This is a genomic window from Duganella sp. 1224 (assembly GCF_013408245.1).
Taxonomy (GTDB): Bacteria; Pseudomonadota; Gammaproteobacteria; order Burkholderiales; family Burkholderiaceae_D; genus Rugamonas.
In genome coordinates, this window is sequence record NZ_JACBYS010000001.1 from 2,018,266 (window position 1) to 2,044,628 (window position 26,363).

The window sequence follows — 26,363 nt, forward strand, 5'->3', positions numbered from 1 at the left end:
TTGTGCCTACCCCGCACGGCCTGGCGGGGTCTGACCCCGTGCGGGGTCAGACCCCTAAGTGGTGAGGCTGGCGTCGAGGCAAAAGCGTGCGGGGTTTGTGTGAAGGAGCGCACCGTCTTGCAAGCGACCCAGGCCAATACTGTGTGCTCAGTCTCCGGGAGAACACCATGTCACAATCCGAAAACAAGGCCGATCAGGGCACCGCCAGCCTGCAACGCGAAGTCCAGCAACGCCAGGACCAGCTGGACCGCCAGGGTCCGCGCGCCAGCGACAGCGGCAACAGCAAGGAGGCGGTGCAGACCACTGACCACACTTATCCGGGCACGCCGATGCCGTCCCAGCACCTGGAAAAACCAGGGCTGGAGGCGGACATGGAGCAAAAACCGGAATTCCTCGCGCCCGACTACTGCGGCAGCGGCAAGCTGGCCGGCATGGCGGCGCTGATCACCGGCGGCGATTCCGGCATCGGCCGCGCGGTGGCGGTGCTGTACGCGCGCGAGGGCGCGGACGTGGCCATCGTCTATCTGGAAGAGGACCAGGACGCGCAGGACACCAAGCGCTACGTCGAGGCCGAGGGCCAGAGCTGCCTGCTGCTGCGCGGCGATGTGCGCGATCCGGCCTTCTGCCGCGACGCCGCGCACCAGGCGCACGAACGCTTCGGCCGGCTGGACATCCTGGTCAACAACGCCGCCTTCCAGGAGCACGCGGAAAAGCTGACCGACCTGACCGAGGACCGCTTCGACCTGACCATGAAGACCAACGTCTACGGCTACTTCCACATGGCCAAGGCGGTGCTGCCGTATCTGAAGCGCGGCGCGTCCATCATCAACACCGGCTCGGTGACCGGCCTGCAGGGCGCCGAGCATCTGCTGGACTACTCCACCACCAAGGGCGCGATCCACGCGTTCACCAAATCGCTGGCGTCCAACCTGCTGGACCAGGGCATCCGCGTCAACGCCGTGGCGCCGGGGCCGGTGTGGACGCCGCTGAATCCGGCCGACCAGTCGCCGGACGAGATCGCCAAGTTTGGCGCCGATACCGACATGAAGCGTCCGGCGCAACCGCAGGAGCTGTCGCCGTCCTACGTGTTCCTGGCGGCGCCCAGCTGCTCCAGCTACATTACCGGGATTGTGCTGCCGGTGACCGGGTCGGTGGGCGGTTAAGCCATGGCCGCGCGCGCGTTGTGGAAAGGGGCGATCAGCTTTGGGCTGGTCTACATTCCGGTCGAGATGTACACGGCGGTGCAGGAGCATGACCTGGACCTGACCATGCTCGACCGGCGCGACTTTTCGCCGGTCGGCTACAAGCGCTATAACAAAAAGACCGGCAAGGAAGTCACGTGGGACGACATCGTCAAGGGCTATGAGTACGAGGACAACGAGTACGTGGTGCTGTCGGATGAAGACCTGAAACGCGCCAACGTGGAGGCCACGCAGACCATCGACATCGTGGCCTTCGTGGAGGCGGCCGATGTGCCGCTGACCTATTACGAAACGCCCTACTACCTCGCGCCGTCACGCGGCGGCGCCAAGGTGTATGCGCTGCTGCGCGAAACGCTGCGCAAGGCCGGCAAGATCGGCATCGCCACGGTGGTGATGCGCACCAAGCAGCATCTGTGCGCGCTGGTGTGCGTGGAGGACAAGATCGTCCTCAACACGCTGCGCTACGCGACCGAGATCCGCAGCGCGGAAGAACTGAAACTGCCGCCGGCCACCCTGAAAGCGGCCGGCATCAGCGACAAGGAGCTGCAAATGGCGCTGTCGCTGGTGGACGGCATGAGCGAGGAATGGAAGCCGGAGCAGTATCACGACACCTACAAGGAAGACGTGATGGCCATGGTCAAGAAGAAGATCAAGGCCGGCCAGACCAAGACGATTACCGAGCCCGAAGCCGAGCCAAGCGCGCCGAAGGCATCCAACGTGGTCGACCTGGTGGCGCTGCTGCAGGACAGCCTGGGCAAGCGCGGCGGCACCAAGGCCGCCAAGCCGAAAGCGCGCGCCGCGACTGAGGAGGAAGATGACGACGAAGGCGCGGCCAAGCCCAAGTCGCGTGCCGGGACCTCGACGACAAGCGGCAAGCCGGCCCGCAGCCGCGGCACGGCGACCACCGCTACCACCCGCGCCAAGTCCACATCGACCGCCACTGCGGCCAAGCGCAAGCCGGCAGCGAGCCGCAAGGCCGCATGATCAACGCGGCGCCGCGCGCATACATGCGGCCGCGCGTGCGTTGAAGTGCGGCGCGCGGTGGGCGGCCTGCTGCCGCCCGCTCAGGCGAGCAAGCCGCCGTCCACCGTCATGATGGTGCCGGTGATGTGCCGCGCGGCGGGACTGGCCAGGAAAGTGACGGCGGCGGCAATGTCCGACGGCTCGGCGAAACGCCCCAGCGGCATCAGGCCGCGCTGGAAATCCGCGCTCTCGCCATTGGCCGGATTCATGTCGGTGTCGGTCGATCCCGGCTGCACCAGATTGGACGTGATATCCCGTCCGCCCAGCTCCTGCGCCAGCCCGCGCGTGAACGACTGCAGGGCCGACTTGGTCATGTAGTACACCGTACCCGGCGTGCCGACGATGCGGTCCGCCCCTGCCGAGCCGATCGTAATCACGCGGCCGCCCGCCTTGAGGTGCGGAATGGCAGCCTGCGTCGCCAGCACCGTGCCGCGCACGTTGACGTCAAACAGCGCGTCAATATCCTCCACGCTGAAATCGGCAATCAGGTTATAGCGCGCGATGCCGGCGTTGTTGACCAGGATATCCAGCCCGCCAAGTCCCGCCACCGCCTCCTCCACGGAACGCCTGATGGCGGCCGGATCGGCGCTGTCCGCCTGGATCGCCATCCCCTTCCGGCCCGATTCTTCGATCGACGCCACCACCGCCTGGGCGCGCTCCGCCGCGCTCTGATAAGTCAGCGCAACGTCCGCGCCGTTTTCCGCCAGTGCGCGCGCAATGGCGGCGCCGATGCCACGCGATCCGCCCGTCACAAGGGCACGTTTTCCAGCAAGCGTTTTCATTCCCATCCTTTATGTAGTGATTACTGCATAAATCATATGGTAGCATCGCAGCCTGGTCAAGGAATTTTGTAATGAGCGATGCAAAAAATATGAATCCTGAATCGGCGGCGCCCCAACCCGGCCGGCGCGGGCGGCCGCGCGTGTTCGATCGCAACGCCGCGCTGGACACGGCGATGAAGCTGTTTTGGGTCAAGGGCTACGAGGCAACGTCGATCGCCGATCTGACGTCGGCGCTGGGCATCGGCCCCACCAGCCTGTATGCCGCCTTCGGCTCCAAGGAGCAGCTCTACGCCGAGGCACTCAACCTGTACTCGACCACCTACGAGCACCTGGTGCTGGGCGGGTTCCGGTCCGCGGCCACCGCGCGCGAGGCAGTGGCGGCCTACTTGTGGGACTCGGCGGCGGCCATGACCGGCTCCGATTGCGGCCTGCCCCACGGGTGCCTGGTCACACTCGGCGCCGTGGGCGGGGACGAACACGCGGCACTTGGCGACTTGATGCGGACCACCCGTGGCGGCGCCTATGACATCCTGCTTGCCCGCCTGGAGCGGGCGGTACAGGAAGGAGAATTGCCGCCATCGCTCGACATCGCCTTCCTGGCGCGCTATCTGCAGACGGTTCAGAGCGGAATGGCGATCAGGGCGCGCGATGGCGCAAGCCGGGAGGAACTGCAGGCGGTGGCAAAGATCGCGATGACCTCGTGGGACGGCATGGTGCAGGCATCGCTGCCAGGCTAGGCCCCCAGTCGAGCGCCCCGCCCCAAACGACAGTATAATGACCGATCATTAACGTATGCGAAGGCGGTTTTGGGGGTATGAAATTATGAAGTATGTCGCCGTGGGCTTTTTGTTTTTCTGCGTTCTGTACGTCCATTTTCGCGGCAAGGTGCGTCTGCCTTTCATGCGTCAGCTGTTCGACCATTCGTCGTTCATGGCGCCGATCAACCTATTCATGCACACGTTCTCGCGCGTGCCCTCGCAACCGTTCCTGGCGGTGGAGCCATGGAAGGATCTGGCGCCGCTGCAGCAGAACTGGGAAGTGATCCGGGCCGAGGCGCTGAACCTGCTGGCGCTGCAAAAGATCAAGGCGTCCGAGCAGAACAACGATGCCGGTTTCAATTCCTTCTTTAAAACCGGCTGGAAGCGGTTTTACCTGAAGTGGTACGCGGCCGGCCATCCGTCCGCCGAGCGCCTGTGCCCGCAGACGGTGGCGCTGCTGCGCGGCATACCGTCGGTCAAGGCGGCGATGTTTGCCGAACTGCCGCCGGGCGCCAAGCTTAACCCGCACCGCGATCCGTATGCCGGTTCACTGCGCTATCACCTGGGCCTGTCGACACCGAACGATGACCGCTGCTTCATCGAGGTCGATGGCGAGCGCCATAGCTGGCGCGATGGCCAGGGTGTGATCTTTGACGAAACATATATTCACTGGGCGGTGAACGGCACCGAGACCGATCGCGTGATCCTGTTCTGCGACATCGAGCGGCCGATGCGCTTCCGCTGGGCGCAGGCGATCAACCGCTGGTTGGGCCGCACGATGATGACCGCCGCCGCCTCGCCCAACGAAACCGGTGACCAGACGGGCGCGATCAGCAAGCTGTTTACGATCTCGTATGTGATGGGGCGGTATCGCCGCCGCTACAAGGCTTGGAACAAGACCGCTTATAACATCACCAAGGCTGGCTTGATTATCGGTCTGGCGGGCCTGATTATCTGGCTGTGAGATTGCGTGTTCGCTTACCCCGAAAAGGTCGGGGTCTGACCCCGTACGGGGTCAGACCCCAGTTCGCCGCGGTGCGGGGTGAGCGGTTCCCGCGAGCTCAGTTGTGCCCTGGTTTGAACTGCATCAGTTTCATGGCGGCCGCCAACCCTTTGGCGGATTTCGCGTAATCGTCCCACGGCGCGTTGCCCTCATCCAGCCGGGTGTGGGCGTTGGTGACGTTCCAGTGGTCGGCGCTTTGCAGGCCGTCCAGTTCTTCCCACCTGATCGGGACCGATATGCCGAGGCCCGGCCGGGTGCGGGCGGACCAGGCGCACACCGTGGTCGCGCCGCGCCCATTGCGCAGGTAGTCAATGAAGATTTTTCCCACGCGGTTGCTTGGCCCGCTCTTCAGCACGAAGCGGTCGGGAATCGTCTCGGCCATGTGGGCGACGATGGCTTGCGAGAATCCCTTGACGTCGTCCCAGCCATACCCCGGTTTGACCGGCACCACCACGTGCAGCCCCTTGCCGCCACTGGTTTTCAGGAACGTCGCCAGGCCAAGTTCCTCCAGGAAGGCGCGCATCAGCTGCGCGCCCTCTTTCACCTGATCCCACGTCACGTTCTTGCCCGGATCAAGGTCGAAGATCATACGGTTGGGCTTCTCGTAGCTGCCGCCGCTGGCATTTTGCGTGTGCAGTTCGACCACGTTCATCTGCGCCGCCGACAGCAGTCCCTCTTCCGTCGGCACTTCCAGCATTGGCGGATGCTCCGGGTCGAGCGATTGCTTGAACTGCTTCACGCCCGGCATGCGCGAGACTTCGGCGTGCTTCTGGAAGAATAATTCGCCGCCCACGCCCTCCGGCGCGCGCACCAGCGATACCGGTCGGCCTTTCAGGTGCGGCAGCATCAGCGGCGCCACCAGCGCGTAGTAGCGCACCAGCTGGATTTTGGTGGCGCCGCTTTGCTTGTCGATCACGCGGTCGGGATTGGTGATCTTCAACGACGCTGGTAGCTTGCCTTCCACGGTTGCCTCCTCCTTGATGTGCGCGGGCTCCTCGCGCACGATGACGCCGGCCTTCTTGTCCTTGCGCAGGCCTTTGAACACGCCATGGCGGATCGAGCCCGAATGCGTCCACTCGCTGAATGCCACCTCCGCCACCAGCGCGGGCTTGAGCCAGTGCGCTTTTTTGGCGATGTCGCGGCTGGGCGCGAACGGGCTTTTGTCGGCGGCATGCTTGTCCATCTGCGTCTTGAGTTCGGCCAGCGAGGCGGCGTTGAAGCCGCTGCCGACGTTGCCGGCGTATTGCAGCTTGCCGTCCTTGTCGTACGTACCGAGCAGCAGCGAGCCGAAGCCGCTGCGCGAGCCTTGCGGATCGGTGTAGCCGCCGATGACGAATTCCTGCCGCTGGCCGCATTTGAGCTTGATCCAGGTGCCGCTGCGGCGCGCGGTGTAGCGCGAGTCGCGGCGCTTGCCGATGATGCCTTCCAGGCCCATCTGGCAGGCGGCGGCGATCATGTCCTGCGGTGGCGCCGACAGCGCGGCGCTGTAGCGCACCGTGTCGTTGGCGCGTTTGCCCAGGATTTCCTCCAGAATGGCGCGACGCTGCTCCAGCGGCAGCTCGCGCAGGTCGCGGCCGTTGTGGAAGGGGATGTCGAAGATGAAGTAGACAATGTCGCCGGGATGGTCTTCGTCGAAGGCGTTTTGCAGCAGGCCGAAGTCGGGGCGGCCGTGGTCGTCGTGGACGACGATTTCGCCGTCGTACCAGCCCTTGGGCAGTTTCATTTTCGCGAGCGCGGCGTGCAGCGGCTGCAGCTTGTGCGTCCAGTCGTTGCCGTTGCGGGTGATGAGGCGGATGTCCTTGCCATCCACGCGGGCGAGGATGCGGTAGCCGTCAAATTTGACCTCGAACAGCCACTCGTCCGCCGCCGCCGGCGGGCCGTCGACCAGCGTGGCCAGTTGCGGCGACAGCGTCTCCGGCAGCTCGGCTTTGGGCGCGTCCGCGGCCGCACCAACACCGCGCGCGGCGGCGCGGGACGGCCTGGCGCCGGCTCTGGCGCTGGCGTCGCGGGCGGTTGTGGCGGACGGCCGTCCGGCATCGGCGGGCATGGGCAGCGCCTTGACGCTGTCGGGCATCTCGTCGACCACGCTGAATTCGTCGGCCGGCCGCGCGTACTCGTCGTGCTCCTTGATGAGCAGCCACGGCTCCTGTTTTTCGCCCTTGCCCTTCATGCGCACCAGCACCCAGCGGCCGTGCATCTTGTGGCCGTGGATGTCAAATTTGAGGTTGCCAGCCTTGAGCGCCTTGTGCGGATCATCCAGCGGATGCCAGGTGCCCTTGTCCCAGATGATCACTTTGCCGGCGCCATACTGCTTGGGCGGGATCGTGCCTTCGAAGTCGTTATACGAGATCGGGTGATCCTCGACGTGCACCGCCATGCGCTTGTCGTGCGTGTCGTAGCTGGGGCCCTTGGGCACGGCCCAGCTGATCATCACGCCGTCCAGCTCCAGCCGGAAGTCGTAATGCAGCCGCGTGGCCCAGTGCTTCTGGATGACAAACGTCAGCGCCTCTTTGCCCGCCTTGCCGCCTTCGGCGGGTTCGGGGGTGATGGCGAAGTTGCGTTTGGCCTTGTAGGTCTTGAGCGAGTCTTTCATGGCTTTAGCCTATGCTGGTCCGCCCGCACGCTCCGTGCGTTGGCGAACATGTAAGCGATTGTAAAGACCGTCAACGCAACGTTTTGGGGCAGCGTTTTTTGCTCAGAGACGCGGGAATTGTCCCGGGCCCGAAAACCTGAATAAAGGATTGAATCATGACCAAAGTAATCGCTACCCTGATCGCCGGCCTGTTCGCAACCGCTGCATTTGCGCAGACTCCCGCTCCTGCCACCACCAAGGCCGAGGCCAAGGAAGCCAAGACCGCTGCCAAGGCTGAAGCCAAGGAAACCAAGGCTGAGATCAAGGCAGAGGCCAAGACCGCCAAGGTGGAAGCGGACGCCAAGAAGGATGTCGCCGTTGCCAAGGCCGAGGAAAAGGCCGACAAGGCTGACGCGCACGCGAAGGCCAGCAAGACCAAGGCCAAGGCACACGCCAAGGCTGAGAAAACCGAGGCCGCTGCTGCTCCGGCGCCTGTCGCCGCCAAATAATTAACCCCGGTGGTGGGGTCTGACCCCGTACGGGGTCAGACCCCTGCGTGCGGTGTGCGGGGTGACAGCATGCTGTGACACGGGGCGCCGAGCTTGGGGCCTCTTGCCATCGCATGCTTTACCCCGAAAAAAAAAGGCGAACCTTTTGGGGTTCGCCTTTTCGTTTTTACTTCTGCGCCAACGTCGTCGGCGCCGGCGGGGTATCTCCCCAGCCACCGCCCAGCGCGCGGATCAGCGCCACCGTGGTCACGGCGCGATTGCCGCGCAGTTGCACCGCGTTGCGCTCCACCGTCGCCAGGTTGCGCTGCGCGTCCAGCAGGTCGAGGTAGCTCGAACGGCCGGCCGTGTACAGCTTCTGTGCCAGATCGGCCGAGCGCCGCGCCGACACCACGGCGTCCTCGATCTGCGCCGTCTGGCCAGCCAGGATGCGCAGGCCCGCCAGGTTGTCTTCCACTTCCGCGAACGCCGTCAACACACTCTGACGATACGTGCCGACCGATTCCTCCAGCGCCGCTTCGCTGCGCGTGATGTTGGCCTTGTTGCGGCCACCATCGATCAGCGGCATCGACAGCGCCGCGCCCAGCAGCCACGAACGGCTGCTCCACTTGAACACGTCGGCCACGGTGTTACCCGACACGCCGCCCGCATTCGCGTTCAGCATCAGCGACGGGAACATCGCCGAGCGCGCCACGCCGATGCGGGCGTTGGCCGCTTCCATCGCGCGCTGGGCGGCGGTGATGTCGGGACGGCGCTCCAGCAGCGTCGATGGCAGGCCGGCCGGGATCACCGGCAGCAGCGTGCCGTCCAGCAGCGGGCTGTTGCCGGCCGTGTAGCTGGCCGCCGGTTTGCCCAGCAGGACCGCCAGCGCATGCTCGGTGGTCACGCGCTGACGCTGCAGGCCGATGGCTTCGGCGCGCGCCGTCGCCAACTCGGTCTTGGCGCGCGACAGGTCGAATTCGCCGATATCGCCCAGGTCGAAACGACGCTGGTTGACCTTGACGTTTTCTTCGCGGGTCTGCACCGTGCGGTTCAGCGTTTCCAGCTCGGCGTCGGTGGAGCGCAGACGGAAATAGGTCTGCGCCACGTCCGCCTGCACCGACAGCAGCACCGAACGGTAGGTCGCCTCGACCTGCGCCGCGTCGCCACGGGCGGCGGCGACGTTGGACGAGACGCGGCCGAACAGGTCGACCTCGTAGCTGGCCGTCAGGTTGGCGCTGAACACCTTGGACGGCGCCACCGGGGTGCCGGCCGGCAGGCCCAGTTCCACGTCCGACTGGCGCACGCGCTGGGCGCCGACGCCGACGCCCACTTGCGGAATGCGGTCCGCTTCGGCGATGCCGGCAATGGCGCGCGCCTGCTTGACGCGGGCCGCGGCCACCGCCAGGTTGGCGTTGGCGCGGGTGGCTTCGTTGATCAGCTCATTCAGCGCCGGATCGTTGAAGGCCAGCCACCACTCGCCGCGCGGCTGCGCTTCGGCGGGTTGCGCCTGTTTCCAGGTGCTTCCGTCGGCGGCGGTTTTTACTGGTACGGCATCGCGGGCAGCGGCGTCGGGCTGCTGCGATTCCTTGAACGCGGTCGGTACCTCGATCGCGGGTTGTTTGAACTCCGGTGCTGCGCACGCGGTCATCAGCAGCGCCGCCAGCATGGGGGCCACGCCCTTGGCGATCATATGCAGCTTGTTCATGTTAGTGAGTCCCTTCCAGTTTTACCGCGGCGGCGTCGCCGGCCACGGCAGGTTTTTTCTTCTCCAGTTTGACCGCCAGGGTACGCAGCAGCACGTAGAACACCGGCGTCAGGAACAGGCCGAAGAAGGTCACGCCCAGCATGCCGGCAAACACCGCCACACCCATCGCATGACGCATTTCCGAACCCGCGCCGTGCGAGAACACCAGCGGCAGCACGCCCATGATGAATGCGATCGACGTCATCAGGATCGGACGCAGACGCAGGCGGCAGGCTTCCAGCGCGGCTTCGACGATCGAGCGGCCATGGTGCTCCAGCTCCCGCGCAAACTCCACGATCAGAATCGCGTTCTTCGACGCCAGGCCCACCAGCACGAACAGTGCGATCTGGGTGAAGACGTTGTTGTCGCCGTGGGTCAGTTTGACGCCAATCAGCGCGCACAGGATCGACATCGGCACGATCAGGATCACCGCCAGCGGCAGGGTCCAGCTTTCGTACTGCGCGGCCAGCACCAGGAACACCAGCAGCACGCACAGCGGGAACACGTAGATCATCGTGTTACCGGACAGGATGTCCTGGTACACCAGTTCCGTCCATTCGTAGCTAATACCCTTCGGCAGCACTTCGTTGACGATCTTGGTCATCTCGGCCTGCGCCTCGCCCGACGACACGCCTGGCGCCGGTGCGCCGTTGATCTCGGCGGCCACGTAGGCGTTGTAGCGCTGTACCCGGTCCGGGCCATAACTGTCCTTGACGCGCATCAGCGACGACAGCGGAATCATCTCGCCCTTGTCGTTGCGCACCTTCAGCTGGGCGATGTCCTCGGCGTGCGAACGGAACTGCTGGTCAGCCTGCACACGCACCTGGTAGGTACGGCCGAACTGATTGAAGTCGTTCACATACAGCGAGCCCAGATTGATCTGCAAGGTCTGGTAGATGGTGTTCAGCGGCACGCCCAGTTGCTTGGCCTTCTGGCGGTCGATGTCGGCGAACAGTTGTGGCACGTTGATCTGGTAGCTGGAGAACACGCCGGCCAGCTTCGGATTCTGCCAGGCCTTCATCTGCACCGCCTGCACGGCTTTGTACAGCGCGTCGTAACCGAGGTTGTCGCGGTCTTCGACCATCAGCTTGAAGCCGCCGGTGGTGCCCAGGCCATTGACTGGCGGTGGTGGCAGCACCAGCACGAACGCACCTTCGATGGCGCCCATGCGCTTGTTCATTTCAGCGGCAATCGCCTCGGCCGAGGTTTCCTTGCTGTTGCGCTTCTCGAACGGCGCCAGGCCGAGGAACACGATACCGGCGTTAGGCGCGTTGGTGAAGCCGTTGATCGACAGGCCAGGGAACGAGATCGAGTTGTCCACGCCAGGGATGTCCTTGGCGATGTCCGACATCTTGCGGATCACGGCGTCGGTACGGTCCAGCGAGGCGGCGTCCGGCAACTGGGCGAAGCCGATCAGGTACTGCTTGTCCTGCGCTGGCACGAAGCCCGGTGGCACCACCTTGAACATGAAGGCGGCGGCCACGCCGAGGATGGCGTACACGATCAGCGACGATCCTTTGCGTTTCAGCACGCCGGTCACGCCGGTTTCGTAGCTGTGCGAGGCGCGGTTGAAGAAGCGGTTGAACCAGTTGAAGAAACGGCCAAACACTTTTTCCATGCCGCGGGTCAGCGCGTCTTTCGGCGCGTCGTGCGATTTCAGCAGGGCTGCCGACAGCGCCGGGGCCAGGGTCAGCGAGCTGAATGCCGAGATCACGGTCGAAATCGCGATGGTCAGCGCGAACTGCTTGTAGAACTGACCAGACAGGCCGGACACGAAGGCGATCGGCACGAACACGGCGCACAGCACCAGCGCAATCGCGATGATCGGGCCGCTCACCTCTTTCATCGCCTGGATGGTGGCGTCGCGCGGATTCAGGCCGTCGTGGATATTACGCTCGACGTTTTCCACCACCACGATCGCATCGTCGACCACGATACCGATGGCCAGCACCAGGCCAAACAGCGACAGCGTGTTGATCGAGAAGCCAAAGGCCAGCATGACGGCGAAGGTACCCACCACCGACACGGGAACGGCCAGCAGCGGAATCACCGATGCGCGCCAGGTTTGCAGGAACACGATCACCACCAGTGCCACCAGAATGATCGCTTCGACCAGCGTGTGGATCACGGCGCGGATCGATTCGCGCACGAATTGGGTCGGGTCGTATACAACGCTGTATTCGACGCCTTCCGGGAAATCTTTCGACAGGCGGGCCATGGTGGCGCGCACGTCGGCCGACAGTTGCAGCGCGTTGGCGTTCGGCGCTTCAAAGATCGGGATTGCCACCGCCGACTTGTTGTTCAGCAGCGAACGCAGGGCGTAGGAGTTCGAGCCCATCTCCAGGCGTGCCACGTCCTTCAGCAGCGTGACCGCGCCGTCGGCGTTGGTCTTCAGGATGATGTTGCCGAATTCTTCTTCCGACTGCAGGCGGCCTTGCGTGTTGACGGTCAGCTGGAAGTCGGCGTTCTTGGCCGGGCCCTGGCCCACCACGCCGGCCGCCACCTGCACGTTCTGCTCGCGGATCGCGTCGACCACGTCGCCGGCGGTCATGCCGCGCTGCGCCACCTTCTGCGGATCGAGCCAGACGCGCATGGCGTAGTCGCCGGAACCGAACAGCTGCACCTCGCCCATGCCGGGCAGGCGCGCCAGCTGGTCCTTGATGTTCAGCACCGCGTAATTGCGCAGATACAGGTCGTCGTAACGGCCGTTCGGCGAATTCAGGTGGACCACCATGGTCAGGTTGGGCGACGACTTGACGGTCGTCACGCCGATCTGGCGCACTTCTTCCGGCAGCCGTGGCAGCGCGCGCTGGACGCGGTTCTGCACCTGGGTTTCAGCCTGCTCGACGTTGGTGCCGATCTTGAAGGTCACGGTCAGCGCCAGCGCGCCGTCCGAGGTGTTTTGCGAGGACATGTACAGCATGTTCTCGACGCCGTTGATCTGCTCCTCCAGCGGCGCGGCCACGGTTTCGGCGATGATCTTCGGGTTGGCGCCCGGATACTGCGCGCGCACCACCACCGATGGCGGCACCACGTCCGGGTACTCCGAGATCGGCAGCTTGAAGATGGATATCAAGCCGGCGACGAAGATGATGATCGACAGAACCGCCGCGAAAATCGGCTTGTCGACAAAGAATCGAGAGATATTCATTTTTAATTATTCCTTGGTGGTGCCGGCTTTCTTGCCATCAGCAGCGGCGACTTTCTGTTCTTTTTTGGCGGCCAGTTCCGCGGCCAGCGGGTCGGCGTCCATCGGCACGATGTTCGGCGTGATCGGCGCGCCCGGTTTCACGCGCTGCAGGCCGTTGACGACGATCTTCTCGCCCGGCTTCAGGCCGTCGCGCACGATGCGCAGGCCATCGATCTGCTGACCCAGCGTGATCGGACGGTATTCGGCCTTGTTGTCCTTGTCGACCACGAACACGAACTTGCGGTTCTGGTCGGTGTTGACGGCACGTTCGTTGATCAGCAGGGCCGACTTGGCGCCGGTGCTGCCGGCCAGCTGCACGCGGGCGAACAGGCCGGGCACCAGGGCGCCGTCGGCGTTGGCCAGGATGGCGCGCATGCGCACCGAGCCGCTGCGCACGTCCAGCTGGTTGTCGACGAATTCCAGCTTGCCTTCGTGCGGGAAGCCGGTTTCGTTGGCCAGGCCGATCTTGACGGTGGCCGGCTTGCCCTGGTGGGCGGCGGCGCCGACGCGCAGGTAGGTGTCTTCGTCACCGTCGAACGAGGCGTAGATCTGGTCCAGCGATACCACCGAGGTCAGCACGGCCGACTGGTCGACCAGGTTGCCCAGCGTGATTTCCGCTTTCGACACGCGGCCGTTGATCGGCGAGGTGACCTGGGTGTAGCTCAGGTTCAGCTTGGCGGTTTCATACTGCGCCTGGGCGGCCTTGGCGTCGGCGTCGAGCTGCTTGTAGCTGGATGCCGAGGCGTCGTATTCGCGCTGGGCGATGGCCTTGTCGGCCAGCAGTTTTTCCGCACGCACCAGTTCCACCTTGGCCAGGTCGGCCTTGGCGCGCGCCGAATTGGCGGCGGCTTCGGCGCGGGCGGCTTCGGCCTGGAACGGGCGCTGGTCGATCACGAACAGCACGTCGCCCTTCTTGACCTGCGAGCCCGGCTTGAAGTTGATGGCGGTGATGTAGCCGCTGACGCGCGGACGGATCTGCACCTGGTCGATGGCTTCCAGGCGGCCCGAGAACTCCTGGGTTTCGGTGATGGTTTTCTCGACCACGGCAGCGGCCGATACCGGCGGACCGCCGGCGCCCGCAGGCGCTTCGGCGGCTTTGCTGTTGGCATCGCCGCAGCCGGAAAGAGAGATTGCGGCCAGGCCCGCCAGTGCCATCGCGGCGGCCAGCGGCCGGGCAACAGCAGTCATTGATTTAATGGTTTTCATCTTTATTCCTTTTTGTATGAAAATAATTAATTGAAAAGGCGGCACCGGGCGATCTCAGCGAAAATCGAGAAAACACGGTACTAGCGCCCCGCCGGCAAGCCAGTGGGGACGTGACTCAGTTACTGCTTAATGGGTGGGGAATCCTATGCGGCTGGCGGCGTCTCGGACCGTTCCAGGCCAGCGACAAAGCTGGCGATTTCTCCCAATGCCTGACAACGGCAGGCACATTCGTTGCGTGCCCCTGCATCCTTCAGGGGCGCCGGCTGCATGCGCCGGACCGTGGTTTTGACGCCGCAGCCGATCAGTTTGGCACCATACTGTTCGGCCTCATCGCGCAGCGGATCGTCCTCGGTGGACAGGATCAGCGCCGGCGGCAGGTTCTTCAGGCGGCTCGATTGCAGCGGCGAGGCGTACGGGTGGGTGCGGTCGGCGGCGTTGGGCAGGTAGCCGCGGTAGGCCTTGGCGCAGGCGTCGGCCACGTCCAGCAGCTCCGGTTCGGCCTGGATCTCGCGCATCGAGCAGGTGCTCAGGCCCGGATCGAGCATCGGCATCACCAGCACCTGGCCGGCCAGCGCCGGACCGCCGCGGTCGCGCGACATCAACGCGCAGACGGCGGCCAGGTTGGCGCCCGCCTCGATCCCCGCCACCAGCAGTTGCTTGCCGGTCCAGCCCAGCTTGGTCTTGTTCTTCTTGGCCCACAGCAGCACCGCGTGCGCGTCTTCCACCGCTGCCGGGAACGGCTTTTCGGTGGCCAGCGTATAGGCCGATGCTAGCACCGCCATGTGCGGGCTGTCGTCTGCCAAATGACGCAGGAACATGTCCGCGTCTTCCAGATCACCGCCGACAAAGCCGCCGGCGTGGAAGAAGACCAGCAGCATGTCGCGCTTGGCGCCGGCATCGCCGCTGGTGTAGAGTCGCGCCGCCAGCGGACCCTCGGCGCCCTTCACTTCCAGGCCGCGGATCTTCAGTTGGTCCGACAGGGTCGGCAGCTTCTCTACTGGATTGTTCATTGTTGCACCGTACCCGATTCGTTGGAGGACAACATGTTAGCAGGGTCGCAGGCGGTCTCGCCGCTCGCCACCAGCGTCAGGGCGCGCACGCCGCGAACTTCCGCCTTGGCGGTATGAGAGTAAGCGTCGGTATATACCACGCCTGCCAGTGCCACCGACGTCAGCGCCAGTGCGATCGTTGCAAAAATTGCATCCCGATATTTCATGATAAGTCCTCCTTTCTTCGTCTTTTACTTTGTGCAGTACAGCAATCTTAAACTTGATCTACAATCCGATAAATACGGCAAAGTCGAATTGATTGTTCAGAATCACGAACAATAGGACCAGAAATGAATAAACTTCAAGCGATGGAAGTGTTTGTGCAGGTGGTGGACGCTGGCGGCTTCACGCGCGCGGCCGATACCATGCAACTGCCCAAGGCCACCGTCTCCACCCTCATCCAGCAGCTGGAAACCACGCTGGCGGTCAAGCTGCTGCACCGGACCACGCGCCACGTCAGCGTCACCGCCGACGGCGCGGCCTACTATGAGCGCTGCCTGCGCATCCTGTCCGACGTGCGCGAGGCCGAGGAATCACTGTCGCGCACCCGGCTCAGCCCCTCCGGGCGGCTGCGGGTGGACGCCCCCACCGGCCTGGCCAGCGACGTCATCGTGCCGGCGCTGCCGCAGTTCTTTGCGTTGTACCCGGACATACAGCTGGAACTGGGCTGCAGCGACCGCCCAGTGGACCTGGTCGAGGAAGGCGTGGACTGCGCGGTGCGCGGCGGCGCGCTGGGCGACTCCAGCCTGATCGCGCGCCGGGTCGGCATCCTGCACTTCGTCACCTGCGCCTCGCCGGCCTACCTGGCGCGCTATGGCCGCCCGGCGCATCCCAACGACCTGCTGCGCCACCGCTGCGTGAATTACTTCTCCGCCCGCACCGGCAAGATCTACGACTGGGACTTTACGCGCGACGGCGAACGGGTGCAGGTCGCCCTGCCCGGCTCGATCGCGCTGAACGACAGCAACGCCTACATTGCCGCCGGCGTGGCCGGGCTGGGCATCGTCCAGATGCCCAACTTCATGATGGAGCCGATGGTCAAGGACGGCCGCTTTGAACTGATCCTGGAAGACTGGATCAGCGACCCGCTGCCGATCCACGTGGTGTATCCGCAGAACCGCCACCTGTCGGCCAAGGTGCGCGTGTTTGTCGAATGGGTCGCCGAACTGTTTTCCAATCACCCCGGCATGCGCCTGCCGAAGATCGCCGCGCGCGCCACACCGTTAGAGGTAGCCATATGACTGAACCCCACCGCATCGTCTTCCTGGACCGCGACAGCGTGATCGCCAACGTGCGCAAGCCGGCGTTTGCGCACCAATGGACCGAGTATCCGGCCACGCGCGCCGGCGAGGCCCTCCAGCGCCTGCGCGACGCCCGCGCCACCATCGCCATCACCAACAAGGTGCCGCTCACTGCCGACGACCTGGCCCAGTTGCCGGACCTGAAGCTGATCGCGGTGGCGGCCACGGGCACCAACATCGTCGACCTGGCGGCGGCCACGGAACGCGGCATCGTCGTCACCAACATCCGCAACTACGCGGTGCACACGCTGCCCGAGCACACTTTCGCGTTGATCCTGGCGCTGCGCCGGCAGCTGATCGCCTACCGCGCCGATATCGAGGCGGGGCTGTGGGAAAAATCGGAGCGTTTCTGCCTGTTTGGCCATCCGGTTTCGGACCTGGCCGGCAGCCGCCTGGGCCTGTTCGGCTACGGCGCGCTGGGCAAGGCCACCGCGCGGATCGCGCGCGCCTTCGGCATGGAAGTCATCGTCCACAACCGCTCGCCGCTGCCGGACGCCGACGCCGACGGCGTGCGCGAAGCCAGCTTCGATGAGGTGCTGGAGACCTCGGACGTGATCAGCCTGCACCTGCCGCTGACCGACCAGACCCGCAACATGATCAGCGCCAAGGAACTGATACGCATGAAGCGCAACGCCCTGCTGATCAACACCGCGCGCGGCGGCCTGGTGGACGAGGTGGCGCTGGCCGACGCCCTGCGCAGCGGCCTGATCGCCGGCGCCGGCTTCGACGTGCTGGTGACGGAGCCGCCGCCGGCCGACAACGCGCTGCTCAAGCTGCGCCTGCCCAACTTCATCCTGACGCCGCATTCGGCCTGGGCCAGCGCGCAGGCGATGCAGACGCTGGTCGATCAGCTGATCGACAACATCGAGGCATGGGCGGCCGGCGCGCCGCGCAACGTGGTTATTTAACGTCCAGCAGTTCGACGTCGAAGATCAGCGTGGCGTTGGGCGGAATCGGACCGGCGCCGCTTTCGCCATAGCCCATGTTGGCTGGCACGATCAGCGTGCGCTTGCCGCCCACCTTCATGCCCTGCACGCCCTCGTCCCAGCCCGGGATGACCTGGCCGGCGCCGAGGCGGAAGCTGAACGGCTCGCGGCCGATCGACGAATCGAACTGCGCGCCGTGCTGTTGCGGCGCGTCCGGCACGTACAGCCAGCCGGTGTAATTGACCACGGCGGTGGTGCCGGCGGTGGCTTCCTTGCCGGTGCCCGTCACGGCGTCGTTCTTTTGCAGCGCCGCGACCGTGCCGGTGGCGGCTGGCGCCGGGGCCGCAGCCGCCGCGGATGCCGATGCGGCTTCAGGCGCCTTGGCGCGTTCGCAGCCGGCCAGGGTAAAGGCCAGCGACAGGCCGATCGCGCAGGAGGAAATCAGGTGTTTCATGGTGTCTTTCGTGTTGATGAGGGCCGCAGCTTACACGATATTCACGTGGTCCACGCGCAAATGATGCTGCTGGTCGAACGACCACACGGTTTCGTAATCGACTTCAAACAGATGACCATCCGGATCCTTGAAGTAGCCGGCCACGCCCCAGTGGGTGCGGGTGGCCGGCTTGACGATCTCCCCGCCCGCCTCCGCCGCCCTGGCCAGAATGCGCGGCACGTCTGCCGCGCTGCGCGCCAGGTGAATCAGCGCCACGCCGGAGAAACCCGGCTTGCCGGTATCCGCCGCCTGCGCGTCGCGCGCGAAATCGTCGCGGTTGATCAGGCAGATCGCGTAACCGCCCATGTTGAACTTGACGAAGCCGTCGTTGCTGGTCGGCGAACGGCTCCAGCCCAGCGCCGTATAAAAGCGCGCCGACCGTGCCACGTCCGCCACGCCCAGCAGCACCAGGTGGATGCGCTGGCTCGGCGCCACCGATGCCGTCGCCTTGAAGATATGCCCGACTGGCTGCTCCAGCATTCAGAAACTCCCCGGTAAAAGAATGTTCTTGTCGACCTGGCGCACGTCGCGCAGACCGCAGAAAGCCATGGTCAGATCCAGCTCGTTGCGGATGATGTCCAGGCATTTGCTCACGCCCTGTTCGCCCATCGCCCCCAGCCCGTACAGGAAGGGCCGGCCGATGTACACGCCCTGCGCGCCCAGCGCCAGCGCCTTGATCACATCCTGGCCGGAGCGGATGCCGCCGTCCATGTGCACCTCGATCTGCTTGCCGACCGCGTCCACGATGCGCGGCAGCGCGGCGATCGACGACTCGGCGCCATCGAGCTGGCGGCCGCCGTGGTTGGAGACGATCAGCGCATCGGCGCCGCTGTCCACGCACAGGCGCGCGTCCTCCGCGTCCATGATGCCCTTGATAATCAGCTTGCCGCCCCAGCGCTGCTTGATCCACTCCACGTCCTTCCACGACAGGCTCAAGTCGAACTGCTGCGACGTCCACGACGACAGCGACGACATATCCGACACCGACGTCGCATGGCCGACGATATTGCCGAAGCTGCGGCGTTGCGTGCCCAGCATGCCCAGGCACCAGCGCGGCTTGGTGGCCAGGTTGATGAGGTTGGGAATGGTCAGCTTGGGCGGCGCCGACAGGCCGTTGCGGAGATCCTTGTGGCGCTGGCCCAGCACCTGCAGGTCCAGCGTCAGCACCAGCGCCGCGCAGCGCGCCGCCTTGGCGCGGTCGATCAGGCGGTTGATGAAATCGCGGTCCTTCATCACGTACAGCTGGAACCAGAATGGCTTGCTGGTGTGGGCCGCGATGTCCTCGATCGAACAGATGCTCATGGTCGACAGCGTGAATGGCACGCCGAATTTTTCCGCCGCCCTGGCGGCGAGGATTTCGCCATCGGCATGCTGCATGCCGGTCAGGCCGGTGGGCGCCAACGCCACCGGCATTGCCACCGGCTGGCCGACCATCGTGCTGGCCAGCGAACGGTTTTCCAGGTTGACGGCCACGCGCTGGCGGAATTTGATCTTCCCGAAGTCTTCGGTATTGGCACGGTAGGTGGATTCGGTCCACGAACCAGCATCGGCGTAATCGTAAAACATGCGCGGCACGCGTTTTTTCGCCAGCACGCGCAGGTCTTCAATAGTGGTGATGATGGCCATCCGTCTCCCCCGTTCTTATGATCAACAGATCATCGGGGATTTCGCGGCAAAAGCCAAGTTCCCGGACCCGTTCGCACATAGTCCAACCGCAAAAATCGTCGCCGTTATAATTGACTAGATTTCCAAATGGCAATCAATCATATAATTTGACAACTACCGCTATGCGTGCCGGACTGAAGGACGTCAATGTTGTGCACTATTCTTTTTTCACTGCTCCCCCCCCCCCCCACTTGCCAGAAGAAGGATGTGCCAGACGAAGCCAATGGCAAAGCTCCTCCCGTCCGCCATTAGCTCTAGCATTGGCACTGCCTCATCCGATTTCCCTAACCGCGTTCGCACATGAATGAATTCACCGAACACTATATCGCTACAGGATATTCAGGGCCTTTTTTAAAACCCACGTTAGAAAAGCTGGCAGAAATCTGGTTTGACATAACAGATGACATATCCCGCTCCCTGGAGAAATGGGAAAAGTTGGGCTTCATTAAGCTCGAACCGCCAGGCGACCATATTGTGGACCTAGCTGCCGAGCGGAGCGACCTGCCAAGGTCCGCCGCAGCGATAGGTGCTTCGCTGGTTATCTATAAACCATGGCCGTCGCCTCCTGAGCCAGTTTATCTCGCGCCAAAATCTCTCTCTGCGCGTACGCTGGCCTGGTTTGAACCAAGAACCGGAAGCGTCAAGCTTGTACTGCCAGACTTATCCGGCCTGCCGTCCACACAGATAGGACCGATAACGCATCACGCTGCGCGATTGCAACAGGCAGCGACACACGACCTTACAACTTCAGTCTCCCACTGGCAGGAAAACGGTTTTGTGCTGCTCGGAACTTCGGACGTCGTCGGGAAAAATGATGACATGAGCCTCTTTGATCGATTACACATGTCGGCGCTGTCCGCCGGTGCCTCACTCGTGTTTGTCCAGATCACGCCTGCGAAGGTGCGCAGTATCAAACGTCATGCCAGCGGTCGCATTGACATGGATGCGGTGCTAGCGGACATGCCATCCAAAGCATACCCGAAGGGAAATTCCATCATACAGGTCGCATTTCTTGCCCCTGTGTCGTTCCGAGCACAAGCATCCGCGGAATTGAAGGAATACACAACCGTCATATACGTCTATCCGGATACTGAGATCCCATAGACCGTTTGGCGCGCATCCGATATGCCGCGAAATAAAAAAAGGCCTGGAAGCAGATGCTTCCAGGCCTTTTTCTTATTACTGGTGCGGCTGGCAGGAATCGAACCCACGACCCCTTGGTTCGTAGCCAAGTACTCTATCCAGCTGAGCTACAGCCGCTTAACTTTTACAACTTCTACTACCATCAAGCAAACTCGACAGCTTGCTTGACTTACCAAAATCTGGTGCGGCTGGCAGGAATCGAACCCACGACCCCTTGGTTCGTAGCCAAGTACTCTATCCAGCTGAGCTACAGCCGCGCAAAACAAGATTATAACAGCACTTTCTTGTTTGAAAACAGAAGAATCTTCCAACTCTTCCGGTGAAACTGATGGTGCGGCTGGCAGGAATCGAACCCACGACCCCTTGGTTCGTAGCCAAGTACTCTATCCAGCTGAGCTACAGCCGCACTGTGCAAGCATTATAAAGCATTAATTTCCTTTTGCAAAGTTTGATAATTTCTACCATTTAATCGGTCCGGCGCACGAAACACCGAATCAATCGCTTTGCAAAACGGCTTTACAGCAAGCCTTTCAAACAGCGTGCCGTTCGAAAGAAGCAGCATTATAGGGACACTCCCCTGGCTTGTCCAGCACTCTGTCATCAGGTGCCGAACTCGGCCGCCGCCTTGGCCGACCATAGCGCCTCGTTGTAAGACGGATACGGATCACCATAGCAATCGACGTGGCCATCGGCGCCGACGAACTTGATCCACCAGCCAGCGCTGTCCGACAACAACGCGATATCGCCCTCGCGGCAGTGTCCGCCGATCTCCTCGCCGGCGGCCAGGACCACGATCTTCACCTTGCGGTGCTTGATGACTTCAGCCATGTTTTCCTCGCTTCATTCATGCCAGTGATTGCGCACATTACCAATCTAAATTTGCATTCGTTTGCGCATTGCAGCATCATTCAACTGTCTCCTCTATTCTCCTCCAAGGAAATAGATTTAGCCCGCTCCTGTAGCGGGCTTTTTTTTTACCGTGTAGGATGCACTCAGCTTTGCCTTTTCACAAGACAGATCAGAACCACAGAGAGCGCCCGCACCGAATGAATCACCCTGCCGCCGTCCCGCCGCCCACGCCCGACTGGTCCCGCACCGACCTCGGCGACCACGCCCACTGGCCCGCCAGCCTGCGCCTGACCATCGACATCCTGCTCAATTCGCCACAAGCGATGCTGCTGGTGTGGGGGCCGCAGCAAATCACCGTCTACAACGACGCTTATGCCGCCCTGATCGGCCTGCCCAGCCTGCGCGCGCCCGGCGGCAACGTGCCGGCCATGCAGCCGGCCGCCTTCAGCTGGAGCAGCGCCGCGCTGGCGCCGGCGCGCGAGGGCCGCGGCGTCAGCTACCGCGGCTGCACGCTGCCGCTGTGGCGCGATGGCCGCATGGAGCAGCAGGCGCTCGATCTTTACTACACGCCGGTGCGCGGCGAGGACGGCGTGGCCGGCATCCTGTGCACGCTGGCGCTGGCGCGGCCGGCGGCGGCCGGCGGCGACGCGCCGCTGCGCCTGCTGGTGGTGGAGGACAACGCCGACGCCCGCTACCTGGTGTGCGAAACCCTGCGCGCACTGGGCCATGAGGTGGAGGCCGTGGCCAGCGGCGAGGAGGCGCTGCCGCTGCTGAGCCGGCAGGTGTTCGACGTGCTGTTCACCGACGTCAGCCTGCCCGGCATGTCCGGCGTCGACCTGGCGCGGCTGGCCCTGCAACAACGGCCGCGCCTGGCGCTGTTGTTCGCCTCCGGTTATGGCGACGAGCTGACCCGCCGGCTGGAGTTTCCCGCCCAATCGTTGCAAAAACCCTACGACATCGAACAGCTGCAACAGGCGCTGGAACAGCTCGCCGCCAGCCTGCGGGCGAACTGATCAGCACCCGCCGGCGCGCGCTGCCAACCGTGCGGAGGCGGCGCAAAGGTTGGCGCTAAAATGGGTTCATGACAGTTCAGAACGATCCCATCGCCATTCCGACTCTCGCGCCGGACGCGCAAGAAGAGCTGCTGCGCGCCCGGGAAGCGTTGCGCCAGAGTCAGCTGGAGTTGCGCGCGCTCGCCAATTCCATGCCGCAGCTGGCCTGGATCGCTGAACAGGACGGCACCATGGTCTGGTACAACCAGCGCTGGTACGACTACACCGGCTCCACGCCGGAGCAGATGGCCGGCGACGGCTGGCAGCGCTTCTACGCGCCCGATTGCCTGCCGGCGATGATCGCCCACTGGGAACAATCGCGCCGCGACGGCACGCCATTCGAGCTGGAGGTGCCGATCCGCGGCGCCAATGGCGAGTTCCGCTGGTTCCTGACCCGCGCCAATCCGTTTCACAGCCCCGACGGCCGCATCCTGCGCTGGTTCGGCACCAGCACCGACGTCGACCAGGTCAAGCGCGCGCAAGAGGCGCTGCGCGACGAAACCGCCGTGCTCGAACTGCTGAACCGCACCGGCGCCGCGCTGGCCTCGCAGCGCGACCTCGGCCCGCTGCTGCAGGATGTCACCGACGCCGCCACCAGCATCAGCGGCGCCCGCTTTGGCGCGCTGTTCTACCACACCACCAACAGCGCCGGCCACGCCACGCTGCTGCACACGCTGTCGACCGGCGCGGCGGCCGCCTTCACCCGCTTTGCCGAGCCGCTGGCCAAGGCGCTGTTCGCGCCCGGCATGGCCGGCGCCGGCGCGGTGCGCTGCAACGACGTGCTGGCCGATCCGCGCCACGCCGGCGCCGCCGGCCCGCCGCCGGTGCGCAGCTACCTGGCAGTGCCGGTGGCGCTGCGCAACGGCGAAGTGATCGGCTGCCTGATGTTCGGCCACTCGCAGCCGGGCATGTTCAGCGAGCGCACCGAGCGCATCATCGGCGGCATCGCCGCCCAGGCCGCCGTGGCGATCGACAACGCCCGCCTGTATGAATCGGAGCGCCAGGCGCGCGCCGAGGCCGAGCGCACCAGCCAGATGAAGGATGAATTCCTGGCCACGCTGTCGCACGAGCTGCGCACGCCGCTGACCGCCATCCTCGGCTGGGCCCAGGTGCTGCGGCGCGGCAGCCGCGGCGAGGCCGACCTGCACCGCGGCCTGCAAACCATCGAGCGCAACGCCCGCTTGCAGGCGCAGCTGATCGAGGACCTGCTGGACATGAGCAGCATCGCCTCCGGCCGCGTCAAGCTGGAAATGCAGCCGCTGGCGCCGGCCGCGCTGGCCGCCACCGCCATCGAGTCGGTGCGGCCGGCCGCCGAGGCCAAGCAGATCCGCATCGACACCGACTTCACCGCCATGCCCGACGTGGTGGCCGGCGACGCCAACCGCCTGCAGCAGGTGCTGTGGAACCTGCTGAGCAACGCGCTCAAGTTCACGCCGCGCGGCGGCACCGTCAGCGTCGGCGTGCGGCGCGAGGACGAACAGATCGCCATCAGCGTGCGCGACAGCGGCATCGGCATCAGCCCGGCCTTCCTCGGCCACGTGTTCGAGCGCTTCCGCCAGGCCGACGCCACCACCACGCGCGAGCATGGCGGCCTGGGCCTGGGGCTGGCCATCGCCAAGCACCTGGTGGAGCAGCACGGCGGCACCATCAGCGCCGCCAGCGAGGGCGAAGGCCGCGGCGCCTGCTTCACGGTGCGGCTGCCGCGCCGCCCGGCCGCCGCGCCGCTGGCCGCCACCCCGGCCGCCGCCGACGACGCGGCGCCGGGCGAACATGGTGCGGCGCATGATTTGTCCGGCCTGCAGGTGCTGGTGGTCGACGACGAGGCCGACGCGCGCGAACTGATCAAGCGCATCCTGGCCGACTGCAACGCCGAGGTGCTGACCGCCGCCACCGCCACCGAGGCGCTGCAACTGCTGCAGCACGAGCGGCCCGATTTGCTGGTCAGCGACCTCGGCATGCCGGAGGTCGACGGCTACGGCCTGCTGGACCGCATCCGCGCGCTCGGACCGGCGCGCGGCGGCAACCTGCCGGCCATCGCGCTGACCGCGTTTGCGCGCTCGGAGGACCGCCTCAAGGCGCTGTCCAGCGGCTTCCTGGCGCACATCGCCAAGCCGGTCGAGCCCAATGAACTGATCGCCAAAGTGGCCGCCATGGGCGCCGCCCACCGGCACGCGTAACACCGATATCAGCTTGCTCACAGTCGTGGTGAAATTTCCATGAGGCAATTTTTCCACTCCTACTTCACGACGCGGCAATGTCCTACAAGCAATTTGAGAAACTCTTGATACACTACAAAACTGTTGAACAACGCTTGTGTGCGCCGCACCAGCGCCAGATTGCGTTATTATCGAATTACTAAAGATTTAAAGGGACCGAGAGCCATCATGCCGAGCCGAGACGAAATCCTGAACGCCAAAATTTTGGTGGTGGATGACAGCGCAGACAACGTCGAACTGATGTTGGAGATCCTGCGCGAGGCCGGCTATACCGATGTGTCATCAACCATGCTGCCAGAACAGGTTTGCCCGCTGCACCGCCAGCACTGCTACGACCTGATCCTGCTGGACCTGCAGATGCCCGGCCTGAACGGTTTCCAGGTCATGAAGGGCCTGAAGGAAATCGAGCAAGGCGGCTACCTGCCGGTACTGGCGCTGACCGCCCAGCCCAGCTTCAAGATCGCCGCGCTGGAGGCCGGCGCGCGCGACTTCATCAGCAAACCCTTCGATCTGCTGGAAGTGCACAAGCGCATCCACAACATGCTGGAAGTGCGCCTGCTGTACAAGGAGCTGGCGCAGTACAGCCGCCAGCAGCAGGAACTGGCGCTGCACGACCCGCTGACCTCGCTGCCCAACCGCCGGCTGCTGGAAGACCGCATCGCCACCGTGCTGCAACACGCGGCGCGCCAGCAGAACAAGGCCGCCGTCATGTACCTGGACCTGGACGGCTTCAAGGCCATCAACGACACCCACGGCCACGCCTATGGCGACGACATCCTCAAGCAGGTGGCGCAGCGCCTGGTCGGCTGCTCGCGCAAGGAAGACACCGTGGCGCGCGTGGGCGGCGACGAGTTCGTCATCGTCATGGGCGACATCGCCACCGTGGCCGACACCCAGGAACCGGCCAACAAGCTGATCGAGGCGGTGTCCCAGCCCTACCAGGTCAACGGCCTGACGCTGCGGCTGTCGACCAGCATCGGCGTGGCCCTGTTCCCGGACGACGCGGCCGAGGTGGCGGCGCTGATCGCCGCGGCCGACGGCGCCCTCTACGAAGCCAAGCGCTCGGGCAAGAACCGTTGCTGCACCGCGCAGTCGATGCGCAGCGAGCCCCCCCAGCAACACACCATGTCGGCCACGCTGGCCTGAAAAAAAAGCGGGCCGCGGCCCGCTTGGCTGGCATAACGGCGCTGCGCCTTAGTGCGTGGTGGCCTCTTCCTTGAGACCCACCTCGGTGCTCGCGTCCACTTTGGCCGCATGCTGATGGTCATCATGCGCATTCACTACTTCCGGAGGCACTTCAATGCGGGTAATGCCGGCATCAACCGACACCGGGTCGCTGGCCGGGAACGTCATTTCCACGGCGCTGTCCAGCAGGGTTTCCTTGGCCTGCTCGGCCGGGGTTTCCTGCTCCAGGTCGGCCAGCGTGGTGATCGCCACCGCCCATTTGACAAACTCCAGCTGCGCCAGGTCGCGCACCGTGACCACGTTGAAGGCCTGGGCCAGCGCCTTGGCGTCCTTGGCGCTCAGGCCGCGCAGCGCGCTGGTCGGCGCGTCGGCCAGCGCGCGGAAACTATGGCCCACATATTCTTTGTCCACGACAGTATCGATGTTCATGATGGATTCCTTTCAGTTGAACTCACGCTGTACTGTGCCAGTGGCGCCGCGCCGGGTCTGTGCGCAGGCGAACGCTGCTCCACGCAC

At 64.4% G+C, this 26,363-nt stretch carries 23 protein-coding genes and 3 tRNA genes; 11 read left to right on the forward strand and 15 right to left on the reverse strand.

Annotated features, from left to right (window positions below):
• Positions 1 to 167 precede the first annotated feature (167 nt).
• The gene (locus FHW58_RS08945) at positions 168 to 1,163 is read left to right on the forward strand and encodes an SDR family oxidoreductase (protein WP_179672679.1); all 996 of its coding nucleotides are present in this window, start codon (positions 168 to 170) and stop codon (positions 1,161 to 1,163) included.
• Between the two features lie 3 nt (positions 1,164 to 1,166).
• Positions 1,167 to 2,186, forward strand: a complete 1,020-nt coding sequence (locus tag FHW58_RS08950; RefSeq protein ID WP_179672680.1) for a Ku protein — start codon at positions 1,167 to 1,169, stop codon at positions 2,184 to 2,186.
• Positions 2,187 to 2,266: 80 nt separating this feature from the next.
• Here the strand turns inward: FHW58_RS08950 and FHW58_RS08955 are convergent, their stop codons facing one another.
• Positions 2,267 to 3,007: an SDR family NAD(P)-dependent oxidoreductase gene (locus FHW58_RS08955; RefSeq protein WP_179672681.1), complete on the reverse strand. Its 741-nt coding sequence runs from the start codon at positions 3,005 to 3,007 to the stop codon at positions 2,267 to 2,269.
• A 71-nt stretch (positions 3,008 to 3,078) separates the two neighbouring features.
• On the opposite strand from FHW58_RS08955, the gene FHW58_RS08960 reads away from it, so the two are divergent.
• On the forward strand, positions 3,079 to 3,744 hold the full coding sequence (locus FHW58_RS08960; protein WP_229265094.1) for a TetR/AcrR family transcriptional regulator: 666 nt from the start codon (positions 3,079 to 3,081) through the stop codon (positions 3,742 to 3,744).
• Between the two features lie 82 nt (positions 3,745 to 3,826).
• Positions 3,827 to 4,729, forward strand: coding sequence for a lipid A hydroxylase LpxO (lpxO, locus tag FHW58_RS08965; RefSeq protein ID WP_373996670.1), 903 nt, complete (start codon positions 3,827 to 3,829; stop codon positions 4,727 to 4,729).
• Positions 4,730 to 4,826: 97 nt separating this feature from the next.
• Here lpxO and ligD read toward each other — a convergent pair whose 3' ends face one another.
• Positions 4,827 to 7,361, reverse strand: coding sequence for a DNA ligase D (gene ligD, locus FHW58_RS08970; RefSeq protein WP_179672683.1), 2,535 nt, complete (start codon positions 7,359 to 7,361; stop codon positions 4,827 to 4,829).
• 155 nt (positions 7,362 to 7,516) lie between these two features.
• Here ligD and FHW58_RS08975 point away from each other — a divergent pair, with 155 nt between their 5' ends.
• Positions 7,517 to 7,849 carry a hypothetical protein gene (locus FHW58_RS08975; protein ID WP_179672684.1) on the forward strand — a complete coding sequence of 111 codons (333 nt, stop codon included), beginning with the start codon at positions 7,517 to 7,519 and terminating at the stop codon, positions 7,847 to 7,849.
• Between the two features lie 166 nt (positions 7,850 to 8,015).
• Here FHW58_RS08975 and FHW58_RS08980 read toward each other — a convergent pair whose 3' ends face one another.
• The 5 genes from FHW58_RS08980 to FHW58_RS09000 all read right to left on the reverse strand — a co-directional run bounded on the left by FHW58_RS08980 (position 8,016) and on the right by FHW58_RS09000 (position 15,184).
• Positions 8,016 to 9,533: an efflux transporter outer membrane subunit gene (locus FHW58_RS08980; protein WP_179672685.1), complete on the reverse strand. Its 1,518-nt coding sequence runs from the start codon at positions 9,531 to 9,533 to the stop codon at positions 8,016 to 8,018.
• Between the two features lies 1 nt (position 9,534).
• Positions 9,535 to 12,723 carry an efflux RND transporter permease subunit gene (locus FHW58_RS08985; protein WP_179672686.1) on the reverse strand — a complete coding sequence of 1,063 codons (3,189 nt, stop codon included), beginning with the start codon at positions 12,721 to 12,723 and terminating at the stop codon, positions 9,535 to 9,537.
• A gap of 6 nt (positions 12,724 to 12,729) precedes the next feature.
• A complete protein-coding gene (locus FHW58_RS08990; RefSeq protein WP_179672687.1) occupies positions 12,730 to 13,968 on the reverse strand; it encodes an efflux RND transporter periplasmic adaptor subunit in 1,239 nt (412 codons plus the stop codon).
• A 143-nt stretch (positions 13,969 to 14,111) separates the two neighbouring features.
• Positions 14,112 to 14,978 (reverse strand): alpha/beta hydrolase, encoded by an 867-nt coding sequence (locus tag FHW58_RS08995; RefSeq protein ID WP_179672688.1) that lies wholly within the window; start codon positions 14,976 to 14,978, stop codon positions 14,112 to 14,114.
• Entirely contained in the window at positions 14,975 to 15,184 is a 210-nt protein-coding gene (locus tag FHW58_RS09000) for a hypothetical protein (RefSeq protein WP_179672689.1), read from the reverse strand. The genes FHW58_RS08995 and FHW58_RS09000 overlap by 4 nt, the downstream gene beginning before the upstream one ends.
• A 123-nt stretch (positions 15,185 to 15,307) precedes the next feature.
• On the opposite strand from FHW58_RS09000, the gene FHW58_RS09005 reads away from it, so the two are divergent.
• Positions 15,308 to 16,258 (forward strand): LysR family transcriptional regulator, encoded by a 951-nt coding sequence (locus FHW58_RS09005; protein ID WP_179672690.1) that lies wholly within the window; start codon positions 15,308 to 15,310, stop codon positions 16,256 to 16,258.
• Positions 16,255 to 17,226: a D-2-hydroxyacid dehydrogenase gene (locus FHW58_RS09010; RefSeq protein WP_179672691.1), complete on the forward strand. Its 972-nt coding sequence runs from the start codon at positions 16,255 to 16,257 to the stop codon at positions 17,224 to 17,226. The genes FHW58_RS09005 and FHW58_RS09010 overlap by 4 nt, the downstream gene beginning before the upstream one ends.
• On the opposite strand, the gene FHW58_RS09015 is transcribed toward FHW58_RS09010, so the two are convergent.
• From FHW58_RS09015 to FHW58_RS09025, 3 genes are read right to left on the reverse strand one after another with little or no spacing between them, the layout of a single operon-like run.
• Positions 17,219 to 17,698, reverse strand: coding sequence for an FKBP-type peptidyl-prolyl cis-trans isomerase (locus tag FHW58_RS09015; protein WP_179672692.1), 480 nt, complete (start codon positions 17,696 to 17,698; stop codon positions 17,219 to 17,221). The two genes, FHW58_RS09010 and FHW58_RS09015, sit on opposite strands and share 8 nt — an antisense overlap.
• Positions 17,699 to 17,728: 30 nt before the next feature.
• Complete coding sequence (locus FHW58_RS09020) at positions 17,729 to 18,217, reverse strand: VOC family protein (RefSeq protein ID WP_179672693.1); 489 nt, start codon at positions 18,215 to 18,217, stop codon at positions 17,729 to 17,731.
• The gene (locus tag FHW58_RS09025) at positions 18,218 to 19,363 is read right to left on the reverse strand and encodes an alpha-hydroxy acid oxidase (RefSeq protein WP_179672694.1); all 1,146 of its coding nucleotides are present in this window, start codon (positions 19,361 to 19,363) and stop codon (positions 18,218 to 18,220) included.
• A gap of 339 nt (positions 19,364 to 19,702) precedes the next feature.
• On the opposite strand from FHW58_RS09025, the gene FHW58_RS09030 reads away from it, so the two are divergent.
• Positions 19,703 to 20,506: a hypothetical protein gene (locus FHW58_RS09030; RefSeq protein WP_179672695.1), complete on the forward strand. Its 804-nt coding sequence runs from the start codon at positions 19,703 to 19,705 to the stop codon at positions 20,504 to 20,506.
• Positions 20,507 to 20,585: 79 nt separating this feature from the next.
• On the opposite strand, the gene FHW58_RS09035 is transcribed toward FHW58_RS09030, so the two are convergent.
• The 4 genes from FHW58_RS09035 to FHW58_RS09050 all read right to left on the reverse strand — a co-directional run bounded on the left by FHW58_RS09035 (position 20,586) and on the right by FHW58_RS09050 (position 21,373).
• Positions 20,586 to 20,662 (reverse strand) — tRNA-Arg (locus FHW58_RS09035).
• Positions 20,663 to 20,725: 63 nt separating this feature from the next.
• A tRNA-Arg gene (locus tag FHW58_RS09040) sits at positions 20,726 to 20,802 on the reverse strand.
• 72 nt (positions 20,803 to 20,874) lie between these two features.
• A tRNA-Arg gene (locus FHW58_RS09045) sits at positions 20,875 to 20,951 on the reverse strand.
• 194 nt (positions 20,952 to 21,145) lie between these two features.
• The gene (locus FHW58_RS09050) at positions 21,146 to 21,373 is read right to left on the reverse strand and encodes a hypothetical protein (protein ID WP_179672696.1); all 228 of its coding nucleotides are present in this window, start codon (positions 21,371 to 21,373) and stop codon (positions 21,146 to 21,148) included.
• Between the two features lie 218 nt (positions 21,374 to 21,591).
• On the opposite strand from FHW58_RS09050, the gene FHW58_RS09055 reads away from it, so the two are divergent.
• The 3 genes from FHW58_RS09055 to FHW58_RS09065 all read left to right on the forward strand — a co-directional run bounded on the left by FHW58_RS09055 (position 21,592) and on the right by FHW58_RS09065 (position 25,808).
• Positions 21,592 to 22,407: a response regulator gene (locus FHW58_RS09055; RefSeq protein WP_179672697.1), complete on the forward strand. Its 816-nt coding sequence runs from the start codon at positions 21,592 to 21,594 to the stop codon at positions 22,405 to 22,407.
• Between the two features lie 68 nt (positions 22,408 to 22,475).
• On the forward strand, positions 22,476 to 24,623 hold the full coding sequence (locus tag FHW58_RS09060) for an ATP-binding protein (RefSeq protein ID WP_179672698.1): 2,148 nt from the start codon (positions 22,476 to 22,478) through the stop codon (positions 24,621 to 24,623).
• A gap of 207 nt (positions 24,624 to 24,830) precedes the next feature.
• On the forward strand, positions 24,831 to 25,808 hold the full coding sequence (locus FHW58_RS09065; protein ID WP_179672699.1) for a diguanylate cyclase domain-containing protein: 978 nt from the start codon (positions 24,831 to 24,833) through the stop codon (positions 25,806 to 25,808).
• Positions 25,809 to 25,856: 48 nt separating this feature from the next.
• On the opposite strand, the gene FHW58_RS09070 is transcribed toward FHW58_RS09065, so the two are convergent.
• On the reverse strand, positions 25,857 to 26,276 hold the full coding sequence (locus FHW58_RS09070) for a hypothetical protein (protein ID WP_179672700.1): 420 nt from the start codon (positions 26,274 to 26,276) through the stop codon (positions 25,857 to 25,859).
• Between the last annotated feature and the right edge of the window lie 87 nt (positions 26,277 to 26,363).